A 24,360-nucleotide genomic window follows, 5' to 3' on the forward strand; every position below is an offset into this window, starting at 1 on the left:
TGATGCCAGATGCAGCAACGGCGCCACGGCAACACAGCGACCCGCACCGAGGGCTCGGCGCGGGTCGGGGTGATTCAGAAAAGGGAGCGCCCCGGGGAGCAGGAGACGGTGATGCCAATGACCGAACCCCGGGGCGCAGTTCGTGGGCTCAGGCCACCACCGAGCGCTGGGGCACGCCGGTGTATTCGCTGAGCGGGCGGATCAGGGCGTTGGATTCGCCCTGCTCGATGATGTGTGCGGTCCATCCGGTGATGCGGCTCATCACGAAGATGGGGGTGAAGACCTCGATGTCGAAGCCCATCAGGTAGTACGCGGGCCCGGTGGGGAAGTCGAGGTTGGGCTTGATGCCGGTCGCCTCGTTCATGGTGCGTTCGAGGATCTCGTACATCTGGACCCACTTGTCGCCGCCGGTCTTCGCGGCGACATCGAAGAACGCCTGACGCATGGTCGGGACGCGGGAATCGCCGTTCTTGTAGACGCGGTGTCCGAAGCCCATGACCTTTTCCTTGCGGGCCAGCTTGTCCTTCATCCACGCCTCGGCGCGCTCGGGATCGCCGATCTCGATCATGTCGTGCATGACCGCCTCGTTGGCGCCGCCGTGCAGCGGGCCCTTGAGGGTGCCGATCGCGGCGGTGACGGCGCTGTAGATGTCCGACAGTGTGGAGGTCACCACGCGGGCGGCGAAGGTGGAGGCGTTGAAGCTGTGCTCCGCGTACAGGATCAGCGAGACCTCGAACGCCTTGACGATCTCCGGTGCGGGGATCTCGCCGAAGCACATGTTGAGGAAGTTCTCGGCGAATCCGAGGTGGCTGTGCGGGGCGATCGGGTCGAGCCCGTGGCGACGGCGATGGTCGGCGGCGACGATGGTGGGGAGCACCGCCATCATCCGCAGTGCCTTCTCGCGGTTGGCCTTCGGGGAGTTGTCCGCCTCCTCCGGATCCTCGGCACCGAGGAAGCTGATCGCGGTACGCACCACGTCCATCGGGTGGCAGTTGTCGGGCATCTTCGCCACCAGCGAGAGAAGCGACCGGTCCGCGCGGCGGCTGGCCCGCTCACGCTGGCAGAACAGCTCGAGCTGGGCGTCCGAGGGCAGCTCGCCGTTCCACAGCAGGTACGCGACCTGCTCGAAGCTGGTGTTCGCCGCGAGGTCCTGCACCGCGTACCCGCGGTAGGTCAGCGAATTGGTCTCGGGCACCACCTTGGAGATCGCGGTGGTGTCGACGACGACACCGGCCAGGCCCTTGTAGATCGTCGGGACTGCATTGGTCATTGGTTCCCTCCGAGCGTGAAGTTGAAGATGCCGGAATCGAATTCGTTGTAGCGCTCGTACTCGAGCAGTTCGTACAGCCTGGAGCGGGTCTGCATCCGGTCGAGTTGGCCTTCTTGCGTGCCCGTCTCGTGGATCTCACGCAGGCCCCGTTCGATGGCGCCCATCGCCAGTCGCAGGGTGGTGACCGGGTAGATCACCGCGTTGTAGCCGATCTCCTCGAGCACCCGTGCGGGGATGAGCTTCGACTTACCGAACTCGGTCATGTTCGCGAGCAGCGGGATATCCACCGCGGCACGGAACTTCGCGAATTCCGCCTCGGTGTGCAGGGCCTCGGTGAAGATCAGGTCGGCGCCGGCGTCCGCGTAGGCCTTGGCTCGCTCGATCGCGGCATCGATGCCGTCGATACCGGCGGCGTCGGTGCGAGCACAGATCACGAAGTTCGGATCGCGACGGGCCGTGACGGCGGCACGTAGTCGTCGGACCATTTCGGCGGTGGGGACGATGGCCTTGCCGTCGAGGTGGCCACACCGCTTGGGGTTGACCTGGTCCTCGAGGTGCAGGCCGGCGATACCGGCGTCCTCGGCGGCAAGGACGGTGCGCGCCGCCGACATCGGCTCACCGAAACCGGTGTCGGCGTCGATGAGCACCGGCAGATCGGTGATCCCGGCGATCTGCCGGCTGTGCGCGACGACCTCGGTGAGCGTGGTCAGCCCGATGTCGGGAAGGCCGAGCCCGGCGGAGAAAGCGCCACCGGAGACGTACACGCCCTCGAAACCGATCTCCTGGATCAGCTTGGCGGTCAACGGATTGATTGCACCGGGCAGGCGCTGGATCCTGCCGGAGGCCAGGCCGGCACGGAACGCGATGCGCTTGTCGGCCGCGGAGGTGGAGGCGGCGATGAGGCCGGTCATGTCAGAACAGTCCCTTCGGCGACTTCGGGGCACGGGCGAGGACGTCGTCCGAGACGGTGAACGTGAGCTGGTTCAGCTCGCCGGCCTTCAGTTCGGGGGTGCGCTGCGCGGCGTCGAGGAAGCGATCCTGCTCGGCCGGGGCGATGACGCCCTCGGCGAGGGTGCGGAACTTCGCGATGTACTGGCCCCGCGCAAAGGGGCGGGCGCCGAGCGGGTGCGCGTCGGCGATCGCGAGCTCGTCGACGATCACCTCGCCGTTCTTGAGCGTGACCTCGGCGCGGGCACCGAACGCCTTCTCGTCGGGGTCGGTCGAGTGGTAGCGGCGGGTCCACTCGGGATCCTCGGCGGTGGAGATCTTCTTCCACAGCTCGATGGTGTCCGGACGCTGCGCACGCTCGGGTGCGTAGGAGCGCTCGTGGTGCCACGTGCCGTCCTGCAGCGCGACCGCGAAGATGTACATCACCGAGTGGTCGAGCGTCTCGCGGCTCGCGAACGGATCGAACTTCTGTGGGTCGTTGGAGCCGGTGCCGATCACCACGTGGGTGTGATGGCTGGTGTGCAGCACGATCGACGCGATCTGATCCAGGTCACCGATCCGCTCCCGCATCCGGCGGGCCAGGTCGATCGGGGCCTGGCTCTGGTACTCGGCCGAGTGCTCCTTGGTGTAGGTGTCGAGGATCGCGCGCTTGGCCTCGCCGGGGCCGGGCAGCGGCACAGCGTATTCCGCGTTCGGGCCGCCGAGCAGCCACGCGATGACGCCGTCCTCGCCCTCCCAGATCGGGGACGGGGCACCCTCGCCGCGCATCGCACGATCGACGGCCTCGACGGCCATCTTCCCGGCGAACGCCGGCGCGTATGCCTTCCAGCTCGAGATCTCGCCCTTGCGGGACTGACGTGTTGCCGTCGTGGTGTGCAGGGCCTGCCCGATTGCCTGGTAGACCGTCTCGGTGTCGAGGCCGAGGAGCGTGCCGATGCCGGCGGCGGCGGACGGGCCGAGGTGCGCGACATGGTCGATCTTGTGCTCGTGCAGGCAGATCGAGCGCACCAGGTCCACCTGGACCTCGTAGCCGGTGGCCAGGCCTCGGATCAGATCGGCGCCGCCGCGGCCGGTGTGCTGGGCGACCGCGAGGATCGACGGGATGTTGTCGCCCGGATGCGAGTACTCCGCGGCCAGGAACGTGTCGTGGAAGTCGAGTTCACGCACCGCGACGCCGTTGGCCCACGCCGCCCACTCGGGTGAGAACGTGCCGCCGACGCCGAAGACCGTCGAACCGGGGGCGTACGGGTGTGCCAGGGCCTGGGCGCGTGCGTTTGCGACCGGACGACGAGTCACCGACGCTGCCGCGACGGCCGCATTGTCGATGATCCGGTTGACGATCATCTCGGAGGTGTCGGCCGGCACCTCGACCGGATCGGTCGCGATCTCAGCGATCTTCCACGCGAGGTGCTCGCTCTTGGGGAACTGTTCGGCGGAGCGGCGGGTGCGAACGGAATACGTCTTCAACGTGGTGTGTCCTTCGGTGGAAACTGCTGGATCTGCGCCACGGGATGCGGGGCGCACGACGTGTCGGTAGTTGCAGCGTATGCACCCCTCAACGCTTAGAGAAGCCACTGAATATGCGTATTTTTGCGGTGTGTATCGGCGAGATTTGCAAATGGTGCGAATCTGCGTGATCGTGTTTGAGTGGACGACGAACAGAGGGGGCCTATCAGCCGAAGGGACGCGAAGATGCAGAAGATCTACGGCGGCCCACGACTGCGGAGACTCCGGGAGGAACGCGGACTCACTCAGCTCGAGTTGGCGCGGGTCCTGGACCTGTCCGCGAGCTACGTGAACCAGCTCGAGAACGATCAGCGCCCGTTGACGGTGCCTGTACTGCTCAAGCTCAATGCCACCTTCAATCTCGATGCACAGTTCTTTGCCGCCGAGGAAGACGCCCGGCTCGCGGCAGATCTCCATGATGTCCTGACCGCGGTCGGAGTCGGTTCACCAAGCCCCACACTCATCGAAGAGTTCGTTGCGCGGATGCCGGAGATCGGCAACACCCTGGTCAGTGTGCACCGTCGGCTCGTCGCCGCGACAGAGCAGCTCGAGCAGTACAGCGCGCATCTCGCCAGTCCCGCTGACGGAGCATCCGACTCGTCCATCCCGATGCCGTTCGAGGAGGTCCGAGACTTCTTCTACGACCGGCACAATCACATCCCAGAACTCGACGACGCCGCCGAGCGACTGTTCCTCAAGCACGGTCTACGTATCGGATCCCTCGACACGCAACTGACTGCTCTCCTCGAATCCGAACACGACATCGTCGTCCGGCTGCGCACCGATCCACCCGACCGGCCTGGACCCAAACGCGTCTACGACCCGACCAACCAGATCCTGACCCTGTCGCGGCACCTGTCCCCGGGGCAGCGGGCGTTCCAGATCGCCACGCAGCTGGCCTTCCTCACGCAGTCAGCGGTGATCGAGCGGCAGCTCGAGGCCGCGACAGGTCTGAGTGAGAATGCCCGAGAACTGGCGAAAATCGGCCTGGCGAACTACTTCGCGGGCGCCTTGTTGCTGCCGTACACCCAGTTCCTCGACGCCGCGGAGAGGCTGCACTACGACATCGAGATGCTTTCGCTGCAGTTCGAGGTGGGCTTCGAGACAGTCTGCCACAGGCTCTCGACGATGCAGCGACCCACGCGCCGCGGCGTTCCATTCTTCTTCGTCCGCACCGACCGGGCCGGGAACATCTCGAAGCGCCAGTCCGCCACGGCATTCCACTTCTCCCGCGTCGGTGGCAGCTGCCCACTGTGGGTGGTGCACGACGCGTTCGGCACCCCGGGCCGCATCGTCACCCAGGTGGCGCAGATGCCGGACGGCCGCACCTACCTGTGGATCGCCCGCACCACCGACGATGGCGCCCGCCCCTACGGGGTGCCGGAACGCAGCTTCGCCGTCGGTCTCGGCTGCGACATCACCCACGCCGATCGTCTCGTCTACTCGCGAGGTCTCCGACTGGACGAGCAGATGTCCCCGGTGCCGATCGGCGCCGGCTGCAAGATCTGCGAGCGCACGGACTGCGCGCAGCGCGCCTTCCCGCAGATCGGACGCCCGATTCGCGCCGACATCGACTTCAGCAGTCGACTGCCGTACCCGCCATTGCGGCCGACCACATAGGCGCTGCGAGCGCCTCGAACGCCGTCCCTAGAGAAGCCAGTGGGGTCGGACGTGCGCACACGCCCGACCCCACTGCAACGCATACCGCTACGCGAACAGACCCGAGACAGTCTCGAGCGAGCCGAGGAAGAAGCTGAGGCCCGAGAACAGGTCACCAGCGGCGTCAGCGACGTCGACGATGAAGTCAACAAAAGGAATGAGGTCGGCAGAACCCATGGTCATACTCCTGTGAGGTGGTGATGCGGAAAGTGCTGCACAGCCCGGGAATTGGGCGTCGTGCGTGTGCTGGAGTCAGCGGGGAGGAGTGTAATCGGCTCCGTGGTCAATCAGAAATCAGCGTGCACATAGGATCCCGATCATGAAGCGAAGTGACATTCTGGCGAGCGGTGAGAAGGTCGTTCTCCGGCGCTTCCGGCCCGAAGATCACGACGATGTGCATGCCTTCGCATCTGATCCGGATGTCTGCCGCTTCATGTCTTGGGGGCCGAACTCACAGGCGGATACGAGAGATTTCCTCGCACAAGCGGTGACTGTCCGACCGAACCGCTTGGACCTCGCGATCCTGGCCGATCAGAGACTCATCGGGTCGGCGTCGGTGTGGACCACTGACATCGAGCACAGAACAGGCGAACTCGGCTACACATTGCGAGCAGACGCGTGGGGGCAGGGGCATGGGACCGATGCCGCTCGTGTTCTGTTCCGCCTCGGCGCAGAGCATCTCCGATTGGAGCGGATCGCCGCAACGTGCGATGTGGACAACCTCGCGTCAGCGAGAGTGCTGGGCAAGATCGGCATGAGCTTCGAAGGGATTCTTCGCGGATACCGGCTGGTACGGGGCGAACGCCGCGACCACCTTGCCTTCGCACGCCTCATCGAAAGCCCACCGATCGAGCTCGAACGCTGAGCCAGCGCCCAGCCCTGTACGAGTCCACCGCGTCCACGACCGGATGTGGCGAGACCTGACCGTCTCGACGACCGACACGACCTCGACCATGTCAAGGTGTCCGAACCGACCATCAGACCCGGTCCTGCTCGCTCGTGTAGCAAAACGTCGTATGTCGGTGAGTGGTTCTAGCCTGCAGCAGTGATCTTGCGTGGCACCGACAGTGGTGTGGGTACTGGTTCGGCTTCGGTTGCGATTGGCGGTGCTCCGTCCGCGCCGGCGGTGTTGGCTGCCGAGTCCGCTGCTCTGGTGAGCCGGGCGGTAGAGGTATCGAAGTCGGAGAATACCCGGCGGGCGTACGTGTCGGATTGGCGACGGTTCGAGCGCTGGTGCAGTGCCCAGGGTCATCAGGTGTTGCCGGCGGATCCGTTGGTGGTCGCCGCGTATCTCGCGGAGGCCGCCGAACTCCGGGACGAGTCCGGCGGGCGGATGTATGCACCGGCGACGTTGACGCGGTGGGTCGCGGCGATCGGACACCGCCACCGCGCCGCCGGGCACACGACACCCGGGTCGGCGGAGGTGGTCGCGGCGGGGTGGTCGGGCCAGGTGTACGAACGTCGGGACAGTGCCCTGCTGTTGATGGGGTTCGCGGGCGCGTTCCGGCGCTCGGAGCTGGCCGGATTCCGAGTCGGGGACATCACCCGGCACCGGCACGACGGGCTGCATGTGCGGCTGCGCAGGTCGAAGACCGACCAGGACGGCGCCGGCACCACCCGGGCCCTGCCGTACACAGACTCACACTGTTCCTGTCCGCCGTGCGCGTACCTGCGGTGGCTGCAGGTCGTCACCGCCTTCGACACCGGCGGCCGTCCCGCGGTGATCCGGCTCCTGCGCTCTGCTCCCGACTTCGAGGGGCACGTGTGCCGGGGTGCCTGGCCGCAGGCACTGGAGAAAATCGTGCCGGTGTTCCGGTCGGTGCGCCGAAACGGAATCCTCTCGGCCACCAGCCTGTCGGGGGCAGCGATCCACAAACGGATCCGGCAGCGGGCCGCCGCCGCAGGGTATGACCCGGTCCTGGTCGATCAGCTCGGTGGGCATTCGCTGCGGGCCGGGTTCGTCACCCAGGCCTTCCGAAACGGCGCCGATGCGCACGCGATCATGCGGCAGACCGGGCACGCGAGCCCGGTCATGCTCGAGGTGTACGCCCGCGAACACTCCCCACTGGTCGGCAACGCCGTCACCACCATCGGCCTGTGACCACCACACCTGTGTGGCAGCCGCGCCGCTACCGCTACGACTGGGCCCTGTTCCAGGACTGGTGCCACGCCGCCGCCCTACCGTCCCTGCCCGGCGCCCCGGAGACGCTCGCACAGTTCCTCGCCGAACACCCCGCGGCGGCACCGACGCAACGGGCGCGGGTGACCGCGATCAACTGGCACCACGACCACGCCGGACTACCCGCACCAGGCCGCGCCGACACCATCCGCGACCTGCTCGACGCGAACCGTGCCCACCGCCTCCGTCAGACGAGAGAACTGATCTGGCAACAGATCCCACAGCTCCCCACCGGCGGGTGGCCGCAAGGGCTGTTCGGGCGCCGCGACGCCGCACTGCTCCTGATCGCCGCCGCCGGCATACCACTGCAACAGATCACCGGGCTGCAGCGCCGCCACCTGATCTGCGACGACCAGACTTTGGTCGTTGACACCGGCCGCTACCGATACCGGCTCGACCCCACCACGGACGACCCCGCGCTGACGCCGACGGCCGTCTACCGCAGGTGGGCACAGATTCTCGCGTTCACCGACCGCCACCCCAGCACCCGCACCCTCGCAGCACACCTGACCCGCGGCCACCTCCCCGACCTCGTCGACGACCCGTCGCCCGATGGGCTGGTGTTCACGCCGATCGACCGATGGGGCTACCTGCCGCTGCCCCCGCAACCGCTGACCGCAGGTTCGGTCGCCGCGATCGTCCGCCAGCACCTGACCCGCACCGCACCCACCCACACCATCCCGCCCCGCAGGCCACGAACGAACACCACTACGCCCGTCCCCACCCCGCCGCTGGAGCCACCACCGCTGTCGGATGAGTACTACGACCGCGGCACCGCCGCGCGACGCGACGCCCTCACCGCGCTCGCCGACGTCGGCGATGTCCTAGACGATGTCGAAGCCCGCGCCGACGCCCTGCTCGCGCAGACCCTGGCGATGATCGAGAACTGGCAACTCCCGGACACGATCCCGACGACGGACAAGGAATAGCGGATGACGACAATGCTGCGATCACGCTGGTTATGGACGCTGATCGCGCTCAGCGCCAGCCCCGGGCTCATCGCCTGGCTACTCGGCGTCAGCCCCATCGCGTCGATCGCGCTGGCCGGGGTGATGGTGGTGTGCGTGGTCCTCGCCGCGGGCATGCTCAGCCCTGAGTAGCATCTGTGATGCCGCCCGTCGGCTGGTAGCTGACCAGCGGGGTTATCCGAATGGCGGGCCGATTGCAACGATCCCGGGCACAATCGGCGCGGTGACCGACTGGAAACAGGCCCGAGTCGAATCGGCACTGCGTGGACAGAATCCGACGATCCTCACTCGGCTACCCGAGGCATTCGCTGCGATCGGCGACGTCCAATGGCTTCCCGGCTATTGCGTTCTACTGACCGACGACCCCACCATCACCCAACTCAGCGACCTGCCCCGGACGCGCCGCCTCGCCTACCTCGAGAGCATCGACCGACTTGCAAGCGCCGTCGAACACGCTTGCCGGCAAGCCGACAGCCAGTTTCGTCGAGTGAACATCGAGATCCTCGGCAACACAGACGCCTTCCTCCACACCCACATCTGGCCCCGATACGAATGGGAACCCGCGCAATACCGTCGCATGCCCGTGTGGCTCTACCCCACCGACCGATGGACCAATCCAACCCATGCCCTCACCCCGGCGCACGACTCCCTCCGTGTAGCAATCACGAACGGGCTCAACACGTAACGCGATCCGGATCGAGCAAACTGTGCGCCTGTGCCGCAGGGGTATCGTCCGAGCCTCAGCGGCCCGGCGCCATGTCAGAATTCAGCTGGAGTATCGCCAACTTCTCGTCCGTGGAGAGCTCGGAACGATCGAGCACTGTCTGCAAGATCGCGGACTTGCCGGCAACGTAGCGTTCGGTGGTCATCGCTGGGTCGCCGGCGAGCGCCAGCTTGACCTCGCCATACGCATCGCGCAGGTCGGGATGCGAACGCAGCACCGACCGAACGGCAAGATGATTCCGCAGATGCAGAGTGCCCTCGACGCAGACATACACGTTCCGCGCTGGCCCGCCCGCCGGTGCACGGAATGCCTCACGACCTGCGACGCCGAGATCCCCGCGATGCACGTACCCGGCATCGGCCAGCGCACGAATCGCGGGCGCAACATGTTCGCGCTGCACGATGACGTCGATGTCCAGGATGGGTTTGGCGACAAGCCCCGGAACGGACGTCGACCCGACATGCTCGACTGAGACCACGGGCACCCGTGACAACGCTCCGTGCAGATCCGCCGCTACGGCCTTGAACTGCGAGGACCATTCCTCGGAGTACGGAACAACGATTACCGGCACCGCCCCACGCTATCGTGGCTGAACCACGGGACCGGCACTGCACACGCGGCAGGCTTCGCGTCACTGCGGTCTCGACGACACCCGGCTACGCGGGATCAGGCCGTATATGCGTCCGCCCGCCCCTCGATTGCACTCTCGCAAGCAAACATGCGACCGGCCACATCTAGTGTGGCCCCACGGGCACAGCCCGAGGCTCAACTCAGCGACCCAGTGTCACGTTCACATTCAGCTGGAGTATCGCCTGCTTGTCGTCCGAAGAGTGACAGAATGCGTCGAATGGCGGAACCATCAGCACGCCCTTCCCATGCCCCCTTCTACGGCGACAACGCGAGGTGGATTCCTTGGACACCGGAACAGGTAGCGGCACGCTTGGACGGCGTAGAAGCGTCTGACGGCCAACCAATCCGCTGGGCCGTCGCAGGTGGCTGGGCACTCGATCTCCATCTCGGCCGCCAGACCCGGGAACACGACGATCTGGAGATTGTGGTGCTCAACGACGACGTACGGGCCGTGCTCGACGCGTTCGCCGACACCGACTGGCAATGGAAGGTTCCCGTAGGTAGCTGGCTCCACCCACTGAACTCATCCGCCTATACCGAAAGTCACCAAACCTGGCTCTGGTCCAAGACCTCCGATGCATTCGTCCTGGATGTATTCAGGGAGATGCATGATGGCGCCATCTGGATCTGCCGTCGCGATCCAACGATCACCAAGCCCTGGCAGGCTGTTGTACGCATGTCGGCCAGCGCAGTGCCTTACCTCGCTCCCGAGGTCGTGTTGTTGTTCAAAGCCAAGCATGCTCGCTCGAAGGACCTCGCCGATCTCGACACAGTCCTCCCAGCATTGAGCGGGAACCAACACGGTTGGCTTCGATCCGCCGTCGAACAGGTCCATCCCGATCACAACTGGCTGGATAGGATCTGAGCCCGCACACGCTTGCCCCGACACTCAATCGCACTTCCGGGACAGGAACATGAGATTGCCCGTCCGAACGTCGAGAGCCGACTGCCCACATCCCGCGGAGGCCATGCACACCACTCTTGACGCCGTGAACACGACTTCTGAAACTGACACCCGAAGGGTGCGGCGCCCGCTCTCATCCGTCCTGAACGTCCGTCCTGAACGTCCGTCCTGAACGTCCGTCCTGATGTCTCGGTCTCCTCCGTGCGGAAGACCCGGCGTCAGCTGAAGGAGTTTCGTCCCTCGAGTGCCGACGCGACGAGATTGTCCTTGGGAAGGGCGGTGCCCGACGACACGGCGTCGGTCCACATCTTGGTGCTCGCGACCGCGGCGAAGTTGGAGTGGAACAGCGTCATCAGTGTGGTGTGAACCTGCTCGGCGGAAACCTTGCCCGCTGCGTTGGCGAGGTGGATCGCGCCGGTGGCGTCGGAGATGATCTCCGCGACGAGGCCGTGCACTTCGGCTTCTGCGGCAGTGGCCAGATCGCAGTTGTTGGTCATGTACCCGACGATCGTGATGGTGTCGACGTTCTGCTCACGCAGCCACTGCGCCACGTCGGTGTTGCCGAACACCGACCCGTAGTTCTTGGTGACCTGCTTCCAGTGCGGCTTGACCCGGGCGGCCACGTCCGGATGCAGCTGCCAGCCGTGCGACCCTTCCGCGTAGACAGGAGCCTCGGCCGGGAGTGTGTGCTGGACGACGGCGACGGGCAGTCCGGCGGCGTCGGCGTGGTCGAGGACCCGCGTGATGTTCGCAAGGGTCGCCTCGCGCGGAGGATATTGAATCTGCATGGGACCGTCGAAGTACTCGTTCTGCACGTCGACGACGAGCAGCGCGCGGCGGGGGGACGTCATGGTGTTCTCCTTCTCGAGACGACCGAGTGGTCGAGTGTGCGGATGCGCCGAGTTGTTCGATGCGTCCGTGTCGTACCGGGATTGTGCTTGTCAGAGTCCGGGCAGACCGTAGTGATCGGCCATGAGTTCCACTGTTCTGGCCTGGGCCTGCCGGGAGTGGCCCACCAGAACCAGCATCACCTCGTCGACGCCGGTGTGCTCGTGGAGTTGCTCGAGGCGGTGGGCCACGGTCGGCGCTGTGCCGTGCAGCGTGCGGTCCGTCCATTCGTCCAGGATCTGCCGCTCCTGGGCGGTGGCGGGATATGCCTCGACGTCTTCCGGACGAAGCAGGGAGTACGGCTCGCGCCGGAACATCCGCAACATGCCCATCGCGGTGGACGCGGATTGACGCCGGGCCTCCACGGGATCGTCGTCGGCAACGACTCCGACGCTGACCAGACCGTACGGCTCCGCGAGCACGGCGGACGGCCGGAAATGCTTGCGGTACAGCGCCATAGCGGTGACGACATCGGCGCTGCCGAATTGCAAGGCGAAGGCATAGGGCAGCCCTAGCTGCCCTGCCAACTGCGCGGAGTACGGCGAGGAACCCAGGATCCACACGCCGGGCCGGGTCGTGGCTCGGGGTACTTCGTTCTGCTCGGCCTGCCACGGACCGGGTACCGCGTGAACGTCGCGGTAAGGATGTCCCTGCGGAAACTCGTCGTCGAGAAACCCGAGCAGTTCCAGAACCTGCTGAGGAAAGTCGTCGCCGGCGCCACGATGCCGCCGCAGCGCTGCCGCGGTCGCGCCGTCCGTGCCGGGTGCCCGGCCGACGCCGAGATCGATCCGCCCGGGGGCCAGGGTGTCGAGCATGCCGAACTGTTCGGCAATCACCAGGGGCGCATGGTTGGGCAGCATGACCCCGCCCGCACCGAGCCGGATGCGTTCGGTTTCGCCGGTCAATCGCGCCACCATCAATTGGGGTGACGACGTGGCAGCGCCCGGCATCGCGTGGTGTTCGGACATCCAGAAACGTCGGTATCCCCGCCGGTCGGCCAGCTTCGCCAGCGCGATGATCTCCTGGAAGGTCTCCTGAACGGTGCTCCCGACGCCGGTATGTGCGTTGTCGAGCACGGAAAGGGAAAAAGGGGCGGTGCCGGACGTGCGCGGCTCGAGCATGAAGCGATCTCAACTCTCACGGAAACAGTTGCCATTCAACGTGAGGTTCACTGTACGGGGATCTCACGGAAAACCACAACGGTTACCATGAGAGGCATGGTGACGATTCCGCTCCCGCCGGCGCCCGGCGCCGAGACTCACTGGAGTCTGGCGCTGGTCAACAGCACCGTGAGCCTCCCCGGCGGACTCGAGGCAGACGAATTGAGCACGCCGACGGAGGCCACCGGATGGCTGATCGGTCACGGTCTCGCGCCTCGCGACACCGAACTTCTGGCCTACTGCCGGAGCCAACTCGTCGGATTGCGGACGGACCTGCGCACGGTGTTCGCCGCCCATGTGAACGGGAACGCTCCCGATCCGGCGGCACTGGAGGGCATCAACCGAGCACTCACCACCGTGCCCAGCGCGGTCGTCCTCAGGTACGAGGAGAAGACGGGATTACGCCGGACCTCGATCCATCCGACGACTCGGATCGTCGAGCACGCGATGATGCAGATCGCCGAGGACGCCGCCGCGTTGCTGACCGGCGAGAGCGCATCGCTCATATCCCGCTGCGGTGCGACCCCGTGCGATCGCTTCCTGCTGCGCACTCACGCACGCCGGTACTGGTGCTGCACTCGGTGCGGCGACCGGGTGCGGGCCGCGCGAGCCTATGCGCGCCGGTCGCCGCAGCGCGTTGCCACAGAATGAGGGAACGCTGTTGCCTAAGGTGAGCACATGGCATCCACGTCGACCCCCGCCACCACGCTTCTCACCCGCGAGAAGGTGCCCCACGTGGTCCACGAATACCCCCACGACCCTCGGTCCGGCTCTTTCGGATCCGAGGCGGTCGAGGCGCTCGCCGACCGCCTCGGCGTGGTGCCCGCCCAGATCTTCAAGACACTCGTGATCGCCCTGCCGTCCGGCAAGCTGGGCGTCGCCGTCGTCCCCGTCCCGGAGACGCTGTCGCTCAAGGCCGCGTCGGCGGCGCTCGGTGGTGGCAAGGCCACGATGGCCGAGCGCGCCGCCGCGGAACGCGCGACCGGCTACGTACTCGGTGGCATCTCCCCGCTCGGTCAGCGCAAACGCCTCCCGACGGTGATCGACGCGTCGGCGGGCCACTGGGACAAGGTGTTGTGCAGCGCGGGGCGGCGCGGCCTCGAAATCGAACTCGCCCCCGCGGACCTGATCCGCCTGACCGGAGCCGTGGTCGCCCCGGTCGCAGCAGGTCACTGACGGCGCAGCCGCTACAGCAGGTCACTGACGGCGCAGCCGCTACAGCAGCGCCATCTGGTCGCCGGCGCCGTCGTCGGCCACGAGCAGTTCCGGGCCGTTGTTGCGCACGCTGTTGACCTTGTCCGACACCCTGCGAATCCGAATCCGCGCCACGGCGTCTTCGCTCGGCACGATGAGGTCGGGGTGTCCGAGGCTGTCGGGATCGAGCCAGGCATCCCACCGCTCGGGCGGGAGCATCAGGGGCATCCGGTGGTGCATATTGCCCAGTTGCGCAACGGAATCCGCGGTGAGGATCGTGGTGCTCATCAGCGGTGGCGCGTCGGGGGTACGCGGATCGCGCCACACCGCCCACAGACCCGCCATGTAGACGCGTGCACCGTCGGCGGGCGCCATGAAATACGGCACCTTGCGGGTCTTGCCGTCCGGCGCCGGTTCCACCTGCCACTCGTACCAGCCGTCCATCGGAACGAGGCACCGTCGGTAACGCAGCGAGTGCGCGAACGCCGGTTTGGTTGCCACCGACTCGGACCGCGCATTGAACAGCGGAGCGCCCGAAGCCACCTCCTTGGCGAACGGAGGCACCAGTCCCCAGCGCATCCGCCGGATACGGCGCCGCGCCGGGCCGTCCGCATCGTCGCGGTCGTGCCGCGCCACCACGGTGAGCACCTGCGTGGTGGGCGCGACGTTGTAGTCGGGCCGCAGTTCCTCGTCGCCCGTCTCGTCGATCGCGTCGAGTTCCATCGCGAGAGTGGCCGGATCGGCCGTCGATGCATACCTGCCGCACATGCCCACGAGTGTGGCAGCGACCGCCGACACGGCACACACCGGTCGCGCGGACGGGTGGGAGTCGATGCCCGGGCGGACGATGGGCGAAGATGGACGGGTGAGCCTGTGGAAAGCACCCCGAGCCGTGTCCCCCGTCGACGCGTCCGTGACGCTGCCTGGATCCAAATCCATCACCAACCGTGCCCTCGTCCTGGCCGCCCTGGCGGTCGGCCCCTCGACGGTCACCGGAGCGCTGCGCAGCCGCGACACCGACCTCATGATCGCTGCGCTGCGGTCCCTCGGCGCCGCGATCACCGAGCGCGACGGCGGCACCACCCTGGATGTGACGCCGGGACCCCTGCGAGCCGGCGCGGTGGACTGCGGCCTCGCGGGGACCGTGATGCGCTTCGTTCCGCCGGTGGCTGCCCTGGCCGACGGGGACGTCCGCTTCGACGGGGACGAGCAGGCACGATCCCGGCCGATGGGCACGGTGCTCGACGCACTCCGGGCACTCGGCGCGCACATCGACGGCGACACGCTGCCCTTCACGGTCCACGGTCGCGCCGGCGTGCGCGGCGGGTCCGTCACGATCGATGCGTCCGGGTCGTCGCAGTTCGTGTCCGGTCTGTTGCTCTCCGCCGCGAGGTTCGACGACGGTGTGACCGTGCACCACGACGGCAAGCCCGTCCCGTCCACCCCGCACATCGATATGACGGTCGACATGCTCCGTGACGCGGGCGTGCACGTCGACACCTCGGAGGCGAACACGTGGCGGGTGCTGCCCGGCCCGATCGCCGCCCACGACGTGGTCGTCGAACCGGACCTCTCGAATGCCACCCCGTTTCTCGCCGCCGCCGCGGTCACCGGAGGCACGGTGTCGGTCCCGTGCTGGCCGGAGAAGACCACGCAGGCGGGCGACGCCATCCGGGACATCCTCGAGCGCATGGGGGCGGCTGTGTCGCTGTCGGACGGGACGCTCACGGTGCGGGGACCGGCCACGCTCACCGGCATCGACATCGACCTGCACGACGTCGGTGAACTGACGCCCACGGTGGCCGCTGTGGCCGCGCTGGCCTCGACCCCCTCGCGTCTTCGCGGTATCTCACACCTGCGGGGCCACGAGACCGACCGGCTCGCCGCGCTGGCAGCCGAGATCGGCCGGCTCGGCGGCATCGCCACGGAAACCGAGGACGGCCTCCGGATCGAACCGGCCACCCTGACGGGCGGTGTCTGGCACTCCTACGCCGACCACCGGATGGCGACTGCCGGCGCGATCCTCGGTCTCGTCGTCGACGGCGTCGAGGTCGAGGACATCGGCACGACCGCCAAGACCCTCCCCGGATTCGAAGGTCTGTGGGCGGCGATGTTGACGGGAGCACGCTCCTGAGCCGGCGGCAGTACGACGAGTCCGACGTCCGGGTCCGTCCGGGCAAGAGTTCGCGACCGCGTACCAAGGATCGGCCCGCCCATCTCGATGCGGTGGAGGGCATGGTGTTCTCGGTGGACCGTGGGCGCTGGGGGGTCGTCCTGGGTGGCGATCCGCAGCGGCCCGTGGTGGCAATGCGCGCACGCGAACTGGGCCGTACGCCGATCGTGGTCGGAGACAGGGTGGGGGTGGTCGGCGACCTTTCCGGCCGTCCCGACAGCCTGTCGCGCATCGTGCGGGTCGAGGAACGCACCACCGTGCTCCGCAGGACAGCCGACGACACGGACCCGTTCGAACGGATCGTGGTGGCGAACGCGTCGCAACTGCTCATCGTCGTCGCGCTCGCCGATCCGCCGCCCCGCACCGGGCTCGTGGAGCGCGCGCTGGTCGCCGCGTACGCGGGCGGGCTCGCCCCGATGCTGGGGCTGACCAAGAGCGATCTCACCGACCCGGAGGAATTCGCGTCGCAGTTCGCCGATCTGGACATCCCCGTGCTGGCCGTCGGCCAGGACAACGATCTTTCCGATCTCACCGAGCGTCTCACCGGCCGGGTCACCGCATTGATCGGCCACTCCGGCGTCGGCAAATCGACCCTTGTCAATCGCCTCGTCCCCGACGCCGACCGCGCCACGGGTGTGGTCTCCGGTGTCGGGAAGGGCCGGCACACGTCGACCCAGTCCGTCGCGCTTCCGCTTCCGTCCGGTGGCTGGGTGGTCGACACTCCGGGCATCCGGTCGTTCGGGCTCGCGCATATCCAGCCCGATGACGTCGTCGCGGCCTTCACCGATCTCGCCGCGGCGGTCGCCGACTGCCCCCGCGGCTGTACGCATCTCGGGCCGCCCGCCGACCCCGAGTGCGCGCTCGACCGCCTCGAGGGCAAGTCGCTGCGCCGGGCGCAGGCCGTGCGCGAACTGCTCACCTCGCTGGCGTCCAACGACTCCTGGTGATCGAATGCATCGAACCCCGGCACCAGTTCCGGTGCCGGGGTTCGATCATCGTTCGGGGCGTGCAGCACACGCTCGCGAACTCAGCGCATGCCGAGAATCCTGCGGACGAGACCGCGCTTGCGGGTCGTCTCGATCGTGGTGGCCAGACCGCGCCGGCGTCCGGTGACCGGATCGATCTCCGCCGGGCCACCGAAGCCCCGCTCCGATGCGGTCTCGGGGGCTGCGTGGCGGTCGTCCTTGAGGAACTTGTCGGGTAGCGAGAGCTTCGCGATGGTGCGCCAGGACTTCCAGTACTGCACGGCCAGCGGACCGGTGGTGTACGGCAGGTCGTACTTGTCGCACAACTGCCGCACGCGCACGGCGATCTCCGCGTACCGGTTGGACGGCAGGTCCGGGTAGATGTGGTGCTCGATCTGGTAGCTCAGGTTGCCGGTCATGAAGTCCATGATCTTGCCGCCGGAGATGTTGGCGGACCCGAGCATCTGCCGGAGGTACCACTCGGCGTGCGTCTCGTTCTCGACGTCCTGCTTCGTGAACTTCTCCGCACCGTCCGGGAAGTGCCCGCAGAAGATCACGGCGTTGGTCCACACGTTGCGGACGAAGTTCGCCGTGGCGTTCGCGGTGATCGTGGTCTTCCACGACTTGCCCGTGAGCGCCGGATAGACGACGTAGTCGCGCAGGTCCTGCTTCGCGATCTTCGCGAGCACCTCGGCGCCGTGCTTCTTGGTGATCTCGCGGTCGTCGCGACCCTGGATGACCTTGCCGAGTTCGAGCAACTGGATCGCGATGCCGTACTGGAACAGCGACGCCAGGATCGCGTTGTAGGCGATGTTGCCGAGGTAGAACGGCTTCCAACGCTGGTCGCGGGTGACGCGGAGCAACCCGTAGCCCACATCGTCGTCCATGCCCAGGATGTTCGTGAACTTGTGGTGCAGGTGGTTGTGGGTGATCTTCCAGTGCGCCGACGGATCGACGTTGTCCCACTCCCAGTTGGCGGAGTGGACCTCTGGGTCGTTCATCCAGTCCCACTGCCCGTGCATCACGTTGTGCCCGAGCTCCATGTTCTCGATGATCTTCGACAACGAGAGCATTCCGGTGCCCAGCCACCACAGCGAGCGCTTCTTGGAACCGAACAGGACCAGACGTCCACCGACCTCGAGGCCGCGCTGCAACCGGATCGTGTTGCGGACGTATCGGGCGTCGCGCTCACCGCGCGACTCCTCGATATCGCGCCGGATGGCATCGAGCTCGCGGCCGATGGCCTCGACGTCCGCCTCCGTAAGGTGCGCGTATTCCTTGATGTCCGATATCGCCATGGCGGCTACTCTACCGTAGGTTACGGCTCCGTAGGTTAGGCGATTTCGGACGTGTGATCGGAATCACTTACGGGCGGGCGGCGTCGATTACTGCCGATTCCGGCGACGCGCACGTCGCATCGCCACCGTGTGCTCGGCATGCGAGCGCAGCGCGGTGAGCAACCCACGGCGACGTCCCGTGACGGGGTCCTCGGTGAGAGCCGGCAGTGCTGCGGCAGCACGGAGTCGCTCGAACTTACGCTCCGACGACGTCTCCGGCGCATCGTCGGACGTCGCCCGCAGAAGGGTGTCCGGCAACGCCAGTTTGTGGATGGTGCGCAGTGCCAGCATGTACTGCCGTCCGATCGGTCCGGTCGTGTACGGCAGGTCGTACTTGCCGCACAGCGCACGGACCCGGGCCGCGATCTCCCGGTAGCGATTGCTCGGCAGGTCCGGAAAGAGGTGGTGCTCGATCTGGTAGCTGAGGTTGCCGGTCATGAAGTCCATGACCCGGCCACCGGTGATGTTCGCGCTACCGAGCAACTGCCGCAGGTACCACTGACCGCGCGACTCGTCCTCGAACTGCTCGACCGTGAACTTTTCGGCGCCGTCCGGGAAGTGTCCGCAGAAAATCACCAGGTACGCCCAGATGTTGCGCACGACATTGGCCGTCAGGTTCGCCGTGAGCGTGCTGCGCCATGCCGGTCCGGTCGCGGCGGGGAACAGCACCAGGTCCTTGAACACCTGGCGGCCGGCCTTCGCCACGAACTCGCGGTCGGGCCCGGACATCCTGGGCCGCGGACCGTCACCGAGTTGTTTCTCCCACGCGATCCGCTGCGCCGTCAGGTCGTGCAGCGCGATACCCCACTCGAACGTCAGCGCGAGGACCACGTTCGCGACCGGCTGCAGCAGGTTGATCGGGCGCCACTTCTCGTCGCGGGTCATGCGCAGGATGCCGAATCCGACGTCCTCGTCCATCCCCACGATGTTCGTGTACGTGTGGTGCTCGTAGTTGTGGGCGCGCTTCCAATGAGCGGACGGGCCGGTCTGGTCCCATTCCCACGACGTGGAGTGGATTTCCGGATCGTTCATCCAGTCCCACTGCCCGTGCATCACGTTGTGCCCGAGCTCCATGTTCTCGATGATCTTCGCGAGCGACAACGCGGTCGTGCCGAGCAGCCAGCGTGAGCGCCGCCGCGAGCCGAGCAGCACGATCCGGCCGACGATCTCGAGCGTTCGCTGCAGCCGAATCGTGTTGTGGATGTACCGCGCGTCACGCGGCCCACGCGAATTCTCGACATCGCGCCGGATGGCATCGAACTCTGTTGCCAAAGCGTCGATGTCGGCGTCGGTCAGATGCGCGAACTCGCGGATGTCGGTGATGGCCAAGCGGGTCCCTCTCGTCGTTCATGGTTGTGCCCTCGGGGGCATCGATTGTGCGGTCGAGGCCTCAGGCGTCGATGGTGCAGTCGCCGGCAGCAACGGAGATGCAGGTCTGGACTCGCTCGCCCTCTCCATGCTCCTCGCCCGACCGGAGATCTACCACATACCCCTTCTGGAGCGGCACCACACAAGTCTGACAGATACCCATCCGGCAACCGAAGGGCATGAGCGCTCCTGCGCTCTCCCCCGCCTCGAGAACGGTGGTGGCACCGTCGGCGGTCACCGTCTTGCCGGATTTCGCGAACGTGATCGTTCCCCCGGCTCCGGAGGTATCGGCCCGTGTGACCGCGAAGCGCTCGAGATGCACGCGATCTTCGAGGCCCGCCTTCTCCCAGTGAGCGCTGATATCGGCGAGCATCTGCTGCGGTCCGCACGCCCAGGTCTGACGCTCCCGCCAGTCCGGACATACCTCGTCGAGCTGCGACAGGGCGAATTTGCCCTGTTCACGCGTGTATTGCAGGTGGCAGCGGTAGCGGTCGTGGTTGGCGTCGAACTGCTCGAGTTCGGACCGGAACATCACGTCCTCGGCGGTGGGCGCCGAGTGCACATGCACGACGTCGGCAATGTCGACGCCACGGTCGGCCGCACGCCGATCGAGGGTGCGGAGCATCGACATGATCGGTGTGACGCCGCTGCCGGCCGTCAGGAACAGGATCTTCTCGGGCGGCGGATCAGGAAGAACGAAGTCGCCCTGCGGAGCCGCGAGGCGCACGATTGTGCCTTCCGGCACACCACCGACGAGATGGCTCGACAGGAACCCCTCGGGCATCGCCTTCACCGCGATCGAGATGACCTTGTCGGTGCGGATCGGGGTGGAGGTCAGCGAGTACGACCGCCAATGCCACTTGCCGTCGATGTGCAGGCCGATGCCGATGTACTGACCGGGCGAGTACCCGAAGTCGAAGCCCCAGCCGGGCCTGATGACGATGGTTGCGGAGTCGGGGGTCTCGGAACGGACCTCGACGATGCGCCCACGAAGCTCACGCGCCGACCACAACGGGTTGATCAAGTGCAGATAATCATCGGGCAACAGTGGGGTCGTGAGTCGCGCGACCGCGCCTCGCACCACGTTGGACAGAGATCGCTCACCCGGTGCCACATGGGCCGCGGGCCTTTCGATCCATTCCTTGAAACCCATCGACCGATTCTCCTCACGCTGGAACTACGACCGCGAAGGTTATCAGAGGTTACGGTTCCGTAGGTTACGTGGAGACTCCACTCACAAGCATCCTCGTTCCGAGCGGTCAGAGCAATTCCAGCAGGAACTGCAACTCCTGCGCCGCGTACCACGCCAGTTCGTGATCCTCGGCGTCGCCGAGCACGAACTCGGCCTCCTCGTCGCCCAGATCGGCCGCGTCGACAACCTCCATCGCACGCGCGACGTCCGCTTCCGCGGCCTTCAGATCCACGTGCACGGACGCGACGGCGCTCATCGGGATCGGCCCGGCGAGGCGCACCACGGCGTCGTCGAGATCGGGGCGCGGGGTTGCGCCCTCCACGTCCGCGGCGATCACGACACGCCGCGTCCCGAACTCAGGGGTCGCCCCGGTGTCCTCGGCGGCCAGCAGCCGCACCGAGGCACGCGCCGCCTCGGACATGGCCACCTCCGCGAGCTCGTCGTCGTCGCCGGAGGTGTAGGCCTCACGCAAGGTGGGCGTCACCGCGAACGCTGTACGCCCCACCGCGTCGAGCTCGTTCTCGGCCACGAGACGCTGCAGCATCCCGAGCGTCGCCGGTACATAGACACGCGTCACTTCTCACCTACTGGCATCCGACAACTCCTCGAGCGATTCGTGCAGCAGCGACGTCAGCACATGCACGTCGGGCATGGCATCGCGGTCCGCATTCAAACCGTAGTAGATCTTTCCGTCGTACGACGTCAGCGCGACACTCAGGGCCTGATTCTTGAGCAACGGCGAGACCGGATACATCCCGAGCAGTCGTGCCCCTCCCAGATACAGCGGATACTGCGGCCCCGGAGCGTTGGTGATCATGAGATTGAACACGCGCTGCGAGAAACCCGACGCGACGCGCACTCCGACCGCGTGCATGGTCGCCGGCGCGAACCCGGACAGCCGGATCATGGACTGCGCCGCGACCCGCCTGCGCTCCCGCGCGTACGCCTCCCCGGCGTGGGCGATGTGCGACAGCCGCACGACGGCGTTCGGCTCCCCGACCGGGAGGTCGACGAGGAACGACGACACCTCGCCCTGAGGATGCACCGTGGTCGTCCCGTCCGTACCCTCGCCGCCGGCGTCACGCACGTAGACCGACATGGGAACCATCGAGCGGACGACGGTGGCCTCGGTCAGCGGCTCGCCGCGGGAAAGCAGCCAGTACCGCAGTGCCCCGGCGATGACGGCGAGCACCACGTCGTTGACCGTGCAGCCGTATCGGGAACGAATCTTCCGGTACGGCTCGAGGTCGGACTCCACGACAGCGAAACGCCTGCTGCGGGAAATCGACGCGTTCAGCGGCGATTCGGGGGCGGACTGCGCCGCGGTGCGGGCGATACGGCTCACCGCGTCCACGGTTTCGGTGAGCGTGGACGCAAGGTTGCCCACCGCCGACCGCACCGCGGCCACGCCTTCACCGGGCCGCGCGACCAGTTCGGCGAGTGCTCCGACGAGCAACGCCGATTCCGACGGTTCCTGCTCCGGCATCCACAACTCTTCCGGCACCTCGCGCGGAATCGCGTCCCGGTCGAACAGCACCTGGCCGATCTCGAGCGACTGCTCGGCGTCGACCAGCGCCGAATGAGACTTGGTGAACACTGCGCAGCGGTCGCCGGCAAGCCCCTCGACGACGTACATCTCCCACAGCGGGCGGGTCCGGTCGAGGGGTCTCGAGATCAGCCGGGCGACGAGGTCGTGCAACTGATCGTCGGTGCCCGGACGCGGGACCGCGGATCTGCGGACGTGGTACGTGATGTCGAAGTCCCGGTCGTCGATCCACACCGGCCGGGAGAGCCCGAAGGCCACCTCACGCACTTTCTGGCGGTAACGCGGAACCTCCGCGAGCCGCTGCTCGACCAACTCGAGCACCCGGTCGTAGTGAACTCCCCCGTCGGGCGGCTCGAGAATCGCCAGCGAGCCGATGTGCATCGGCGTGTTGCTCGTCTCCAGGTAGTAGTACGACGCGTCCTGCGCCGTCATCCGACTCGTCATTGCCGAACGTCCCCCTCACTTCCGGGTTGCCCGGATCGTCCTGCGGCGATGCCGAAGAGAACAGCCAATTCGGCCATCACGGTGTGGGGACCATCATGGTGGACGCCGACCATCCCCGCAGCCACGGCGCCCCGCACGTTGCCCGCCAGGTCGTCGACGAAGACGCATTCGGAAGGTGCGAGCCCGAGGCGTTCGGCGACGAGCCGGAAGCTCTCGGCATCGGGCTTGGCGACCCCCACATCCCCCGACAGCACCACCTCGTCGACGAAGGTCCCGGCGAGATCCCGCAACCATTGCGCGTGCGGGCCACCGGGATCGTTGCTCAGGATCGCGGTGCGCACCCCGCGGCGGCGCAACTCGGCGACGACCGCCGCGAGTGCCTCGGGGTCCGTATCCGGGCCGGCGAGCACGCCACCGAAGTCGAGCACCAGTCCACGCAGCACGGCCTCACCCTAGATGTTTCGCCGTCATCGCGAAGGGATCATGCCTACGGTGGCGTCACGGCCCCTCACCCCGACCGAAATGTTCACCGGCGTCCACGACAACCAGCAGAGCGTATTCGTGGACGGCTGACGCAAAGTGCACATCGCACCCGGCCGCGTCGCGGTGGCGACATCACCCGGGTCGGCCGCGAGATGTACGGCGAGCGCGGACCCGCCGGATATGTCACGATATCGGCGGTCCGTCCTCTCCCGGACCTCATCGCGCCGCACAGGCGCGATCCCTGCACCGGCCGCCGAGCCGGCGCCGTCCACGCCCGGGAGACATGACATGACGGATCTGCACACCGGCCGCTACGTACGCCGCATCCCTCGCTTCGAGCCGCCACCACAGGAATCGCAGGCTCCCGGGCAGTGCGTCCGGTGCCGGCCCCACGCCGCGCCGCGCGCCACGCCGCACGACGGGCGATCCGGCCGTCCCGCCGGTTCGGCTCGCGCCCCGGTCGCGCACGCCGACGCAGTACCTCGGGTCGATGCCACCGCGCACAGGTTCGCGGAGGTGGCCCTGCGGCTTATCCTCGAGGTCGTCGACGGGCGACGCGCCGTCACCCAGCTCGCGGCGGTACTCGAACCGACGCTCGTCGAGGCGGTCACGGCGTCGCGCACCTCCCCGACCGGGGTTGCGGGAGCCGCGGTGCTGCTCCGGACCCGGGTGCACGCGGTCGACGCGGACACCGCGGAGGTGTTCGGCACCTACGCCCGGGGCGACCGCGTGTACGCGGTGGCGGGACGGATCGCGCGCCGGACGCCGAAGCCGAAGTCGCCTCACCCCTGGACGATCACGACCCTGTGGCTCGGATGAGCC

The 24,360-nt window shown here is 67.1% G+C and carries 26 protein-coding genes; 12 read left to right on the top strand and 14 right to left on the bottom strand.

All coding sequences use genetic code 11. The features are described 5' to 3' along the window. Positions 1-148: 148 nt before the first annotated feature. Genes HF877_RS03370 through prpD form a run of 3 tightly spaced genes read right to left on the bottom strand, consistent with a single transcriptional unit; the run spans position 149 to position 3,685 of the window. Complete coding sequence (locus HF877_RS03370; protein ID WP_169619770.1) at positions 149-1,270, bottom strand: bifunctional 2-methylcitrate synthase/citrate synthase; 1,122 nt, start codon at positions 1,268-1,270, stop codon at positions 149-151. Beyond that, positions 1,267-2,181, bottom strand: a complete 915-nt coding sequence (gene prpB / locus HF877_RS03375; RefSeq protein WP_169619771.1) for a methylisocitrate lyase — start codon at positions 2,179-2,181, stop codon at positions 1,267-1,269. The genes HF877_RS03370 and prpB overlap by 4 nt, the downstream gene beginning before the upstream one ends. 1 nt (position 2,182) lies before the next feature. Further along, the gene (prpD, locus tag HF877_RS03380; RefSeq protein WP_169619772.1) at positions 2,183-3,685 is read right to left on the bottom strand and encodes a 2-methylcitrate dehydratase PrpD; all 1,503 of its coding nucleotides are present in this window, start codon (positions 3,683-3,685) and stop codon (positions 2,183-2,185) included. Positions 3,686-3,910: 225 nt separating this feature from the next. On the opposite strand from prpD, the gene HF877_RS03385 reads away from it, so the two are divergent. Beyond that, a complete protein-coding gene (locus tag HF877_RS03385; RefSeq protein ID WP_169619773.1) occupies positions 3,911-5,344 on the top strand; it encodes a short-chain fatty acyl-CoA regulator family protein in 1,434 nt (477 codons plus the stop codon). 87 nt (positions 5,345-5,431) lie between these two features. Here HF877_RS03385 and HF877_RS21485 read toward each other — a convergent pair whose 3' ends face one another. Continuing rightward, complete coding sequence (locus tag HF877_RS21485) at positions 5,432-5,560, bottom strand: hypothetical protein (protein WP_261340498.1); 129 nt, start codon at positions 5,558-5,560, stop codon at positions 5,432-5,434. A 142-nt stretch (positions 5,561-5,702) separates the two neighbouring features. On the opposite strand from HF877_RS21485, the gene HF877_RS03390 reads away from it, so the two are divergent. From HF877_RS03390 to HF877_RS03410, 5 genes are all read left to right on the top strand, one after another. Further along, a complete protein-coding gene (locus HF877_RS03390) occupies positions 5,703-6,248 on the top strand; it encodes a GNAT family N-acetyltransferase (RefSeq protein WP_169619774.1) in 546 nt (181 codons plus the stop codon). Between the two features lie 261 nt (positions 6,249-6,509). Further along, a complete protein-coding gene (locus tag HF877_RS03395) occupies positions 6,510-7,484 on the top strand; it encodes a site-specific integrase (protein WP_346765053.1) in 975 nt (324 codons plus the stop codon). Next, entirely contained in the window at positions 7,481-8,491 is a 1,011-nt protein-coding gene (locus HF877_RS03400) for a recombinase (protein WP_169619775.1), read from the top strand. Before HF877_RS03395 ends, HF877_RS03400 begins: the two co-directional genes overlap by 4 nt. 3 nt (positions 8,492-8,494) lie before the next feature. Next, positions 8,495-8,662: a hypothetical protein gene (locus HF877_RS03405; protein ID WP_169619776.1), complete on the top strand. Its 168-nt coding sequence runs from the start codon at positions 8,495-8,497 to the stop codon at positions 8,660-8,662. A gap of 91 nt (positions 8,663-8,753) precedes the next feature. Further along, positions 8,754-9,215: an HIT domain-containing protein gene (locus tag HF877_RS03410; protein WP_169619777.1), complete on the top strand. Its 462-nt coding sequence runs from the start codon at positions 8,754-8,756 to the stop codon at positions 9,213-9,215. A 55-nt stretch (positions 9,216-9,270) separates the two neighbouring features. Here HF877_RS03410 and HF877_RS03415 read toward each other — a convergent pair whose 3' ends face one another. Continuing rightward, positions 9,271-9,825, bottom strand: a complete 555-nt coding sequence (locus HF877_RS03415) for a GrpB family protein (protein ID WP_169619778.1) — start codon at positions 9,823-9,825, stop codon at positions 9,271-9,273. Between the two features lie 276 nt (positions 9,826-10,101). Between HF877_RS03415 and HF877_RS03420 the strand changes: the two genes are divergently transcribed. Next, the gene (locus HF877_RS03420; RefSeq protein ID WP_169619779.1) at positions 10,102-10,749 is read left to right on the top strand and encodes a hypothetical protein; all 648 of its coding nucleotides are present in this window, start codon (positions 10,102-10,104) and stop codon (positions 10,747-10,749) included. 257 nt (positions 10,750-11,006) lie between these two features. On the opposite strand, the gene HF877_RS03425 is transcribed toward HF877_RS03420, so the two are convergent. Together HF877_RS03425 and HF877_RS03430 are read right to left on the bottom strand one after the other, a co-directional pair. Beyond that, positions 11,007-11,639 carry an isochorismatase family protein gene (locus tag HF877_RS03425; protein WP_169619780.1) on the bottom strand — a complete coding sequence of 211 codons (633 nt, stop codon included), beginning with the start codon at positions 11,637-11,639 and terminating at the stop codon, positions 11,007-11,009. A gap of 90 nt (positions 11,640-11,729) precedes the next feature. Next, entirely contained in the window at positions 11,730-12,797 is a 1,068-nt protein-coding gene (locus HF877_RS03430) for an LLM class flavin-dependent oxidoreductase (RefSeq protein ID WP_169619781.1), read from the bottom strand. Between the two features lie 96 nt (positions 12,798-12,893). On the opposite strand from HF877_RS03430, the gene HF877_RS03435 reads away from it, so the two are divergent. Together HF877_RS03435 and ybaK are read left to right on the top strand one after the other, a co-directional pair. Beyond that, entirely contained in the window at positions 12,894-13,487 is a 594-nt protein-coding gene (locus HF877_RS03435) for an ABATE domain-containing protein (protein WP_169619782.1), read from the top strand. Between the two features lie 27 nt (positions 13,488-13,514). After that, positions 13,515-14,012, top strand: a complete 498-nt coding sequence (gene ybaK / locus HF877_RS03440) for a Cys-tRNA(Pro) deacylase (protein ID WP_169619783.1) — start codon at positions 13,515-13,517, stop codon at positions 14,010-14,012. A 39-nt stretch (positions 14,013-14,051) separates the two neighbouring features. Here the strand turns inward: ybaK and HF877_RS03445 are convergent, their stop codons facing one another. Further along, complete coding sequence (locus HF877_RS03445; RefSeq protein ID WP_169619784.1) at positions 14,052-14,798, bottom strand: SOS response-associated peptidase; 747 nt, start codon at positions 14,796-14,798, stop codon at positions 14,052-14,054. A gap of 79 nt (positions 14,799-14,877) precedes the next feature. On the opposite strand from HF877_RS03445, the gene aroA reads away from it, so the two are divergent. Then, positions 14,878-16,164 carry a 3-phosphoshikimate 1-carboxyvinyltransferase gene (gene aroA / locus HF877_RS03450; protein WP_169619996.1) on the top strand — a complete coding sequence of 429 codons (1,287 nt, stop codon included), beginning with the start codon at positions 14,878-14,880 and terminating at the stop codon, positions 16,162-16,164. Continuing rightward, positions 16,131-17,150 carry a ribosome small subunit-dependent GTPase A gene (gene rsgA / locus HF877_RS03455; protein ID WP_169619785.1) on the top strand — a complete coding sequence of 340 codons (1,020 nt, stop codon included), beginning with the start codon at positions 16,131-16,133 and terminating at the stop codon, positions 17,148-17,150. The genes aroA and rsgA overlap by 34 nt, the downstream gene beginning before the upstream one ends. Positions 17,151-17,230: 80 nt before the next feature. Here the strand turns inward: rsgA and HF877_RS03460 are convergent, their stop codons facing one another. From HF877_RS03460 to HF877_RS03485, 6 genes are all read right to left on the bottom strand, one after another. Then, positions 17,231-18,466: a fatty acid desaturase gene (locus HF877_RS03460; protein WP_169619786.1), complete on the bottom strand. Its 1,236-nt coding sequence runs from the start codon at positions 18,464-18,466 to the stop codon at positions 17,231-17,233. Positions 18,467-18,553: 87 nt separating this feature from the next. Next, complete coding sequence (locus tag HF877_RS03465) at positions 18,554-19,834, bottom strand: acyl-CoA desaturase (protein ID WP_169619787.1); 1,281 nt, start codon at positions 19,832-19,834, stop codon at positions 18,554-18,556. A 61-nt stretch (positions 19,835-19,895) separates the two neighbouring features. Continuing rightward, on the bottom strand, positions 19,896-21,026 hold the full coding sequence (locus tag HF877_RS03470; RefSeq protein ID WP_169619788.1) for a ferredoxin reductase: 1,131 nt from the start codon (positions 21,024-21,026) through the stop codon (positions 19,896-19,898). Between the two features lie 106 nt (positions 21,027-21,132). Further along, positions 21,133-21,642: a hypothetical protein gene (locus tag HF877_RS03475; protein ID WP_169619789.1), complete on the bottom strand. Its 510-nt coding sequence runs from the start codon at positions 21,640-21,642 to the stop codon at positions 21,133-21,135. 3 nt (positions 21,643-21,645) lie between these two features. After that, positions 21,646-23,055, bottom strand: a complete 1,410-nt coding sequence (locus tag HF877_RS03480; RefSeq protein ID WP_169619790.1) for a wax ester/triacylglycerol synthase family O-acyltransferase — start codon at positions 23,053-23,055, stop codon at positions 21,646-21,648. Beyond that, positions 23,052-23,495: an HAD family phosphatase gene (locus HF877_RS03485; RefSeq protein WP_169619997.1), complete on the bottom strand. Its 444-nt coding sequence runs from the start codon at positions 23,493-23,495 to the stop codon at positions 23,052-23,054. Before HF877_RS03485 ends, HF877_RS03480 begins: the two co-directional genes overlap by 4 nt. 331 nt (positions 23,496-23,826) lie before the next feature. Here HF877_RS03485 and HF877_RS03490 point away from each other — a divergent pair, with 331 nt between their 5' ends. Further along, complete coding sequence (locus tag HF877_RS03490; protein ID WP_169619791.1) at positions 23,827-24,357, top strand: Rv3235 family protein; 531 nt, start codon at positions 23,827-23,829, stop codon at positions 24,355-24,357. Positions 24,358-24,360 lie beyond the last annotated feature (3 nt).

Source organism: Rhodococcus sp. BL-253-APC-6A1W (genome assembly GCF_012843405.1).
Lineage (GTDB): Bacteria > Actinomycetota > Actinomycetes > Mycobacteriales > Mycobacteriaceae > Rhodococcus.

Coding starts and splice junctions, on each gene's coding strand:
- HF877_RS03425 (WP_169619780.1), bottom strand. CDS start 11,639: ATGACGTCCCCCCGCCGCGCGCTGCTCGTCGTCGACGTGCAGAACGAG.
- HF877_RS03460 (WP_169619786.1), bottom strand. CDS start 18,466: ATGGCGATATCGGACATCAAGGAATACGCGCACCTTACGGAGGCGGAC.
- HF877_RS03405 (WP_169619776.1), top strand. CDS start 8,495: ATGACGACAATGCTGCGATCACGCTGGTTATGGACGCTGATCGCGCTC.
- HF877_RS03430 (WP_169619781.1), bottom strand. CDS start 12,797: ATGCTCGAGCCGCGCACGTCCGGCACCGCCCCTTTTTCCCTTTCCGTG.
- HF877_RS03390 (WP_169619774.1), top strand. CDS start 5,703: ATGAAGCGAAGTGACATTCTGGCGAGCGGTGAGAAGGTCGTTCTCCGG.
- ybaK (WP_169619783.1), top strand. CDS start 13,515: ATGGCATCCACGTCGACCCCCGCCACCACGCTTCTCACCCGCGAGAAG.
- HF877_RS03490 (WP_169619791.1), top strand. CDS start 23,827: ATGACGGATCTGCACACCGGCCGCTACGTACGCCGCATCCCTCGCTTC.
- prpB (WP_169619771.1), bottom strand. CDS start 2,181: ATGACCGGCCTCATCGCCGCCTCCACCTCCGCGGCCGACAAGCGCATC.
- aroA (WP_169619996.1), top strand. CDS start 14,878: ATGGGCGAAGATGGACGGGTGAGCCTGTGGAAAGCACCCCGAGCCGTG.
- HF877_RS03470 (WP_169619788.1), bottom strand. CDS start 21,026: ATGGGTTTCAAGGAATGGATCGAAAGGCCCGCGGCCCATGTGGCACCG.
- HF877_RS03420 (WP_169619779.1), top strand. CDS start 10,102: ATGGCGGAACCATCAGCACGCCCTTCCCATGCCCCCTTCTACGGCGAC.
- HF877_RS03480 (WP_169619790.1), bottom strand. CDS start 23,055: ATGACGAGTCGGATGACGGCGCAGGACGCGTCGTACTACTACCTGGAG.
- HF877_RS03385 (WP_169619773.1), top strand. CDS start 3,911: ATGCAGAAGATCTACGGCGGCCCACGACTGCGGAGACTCCGGGAGGAA.
- HF877_RS03435 (WP_169619782.1), top strand. CDS start 12,894: ATGGTGACGATTCCGCTCCCGCCGGCGCCCGGCGCCGAGACTCACTGG.
- HF877_RS03370 (WP_169619770.1), bottom strand. CDS start 1,270: ATGACCAATGCAGTCCCGACGATCTACAAGGGCCTGGCCGGTGTCGTC.
- HF877_RS21485 (WP_261340498.1), bottom strand. CDS start 5,560: ATGGGTTCTGCCGACCTCATTCCTTTTGTTGACTTCATCGTCGACGTC.
- HF877_RS03445 (WP_169619784.1), bottom strand. CDS start 14,798: ATGTGCGGCAGGTATGCATCGACGGCCGATCCGGCCACTCTCGCGATG.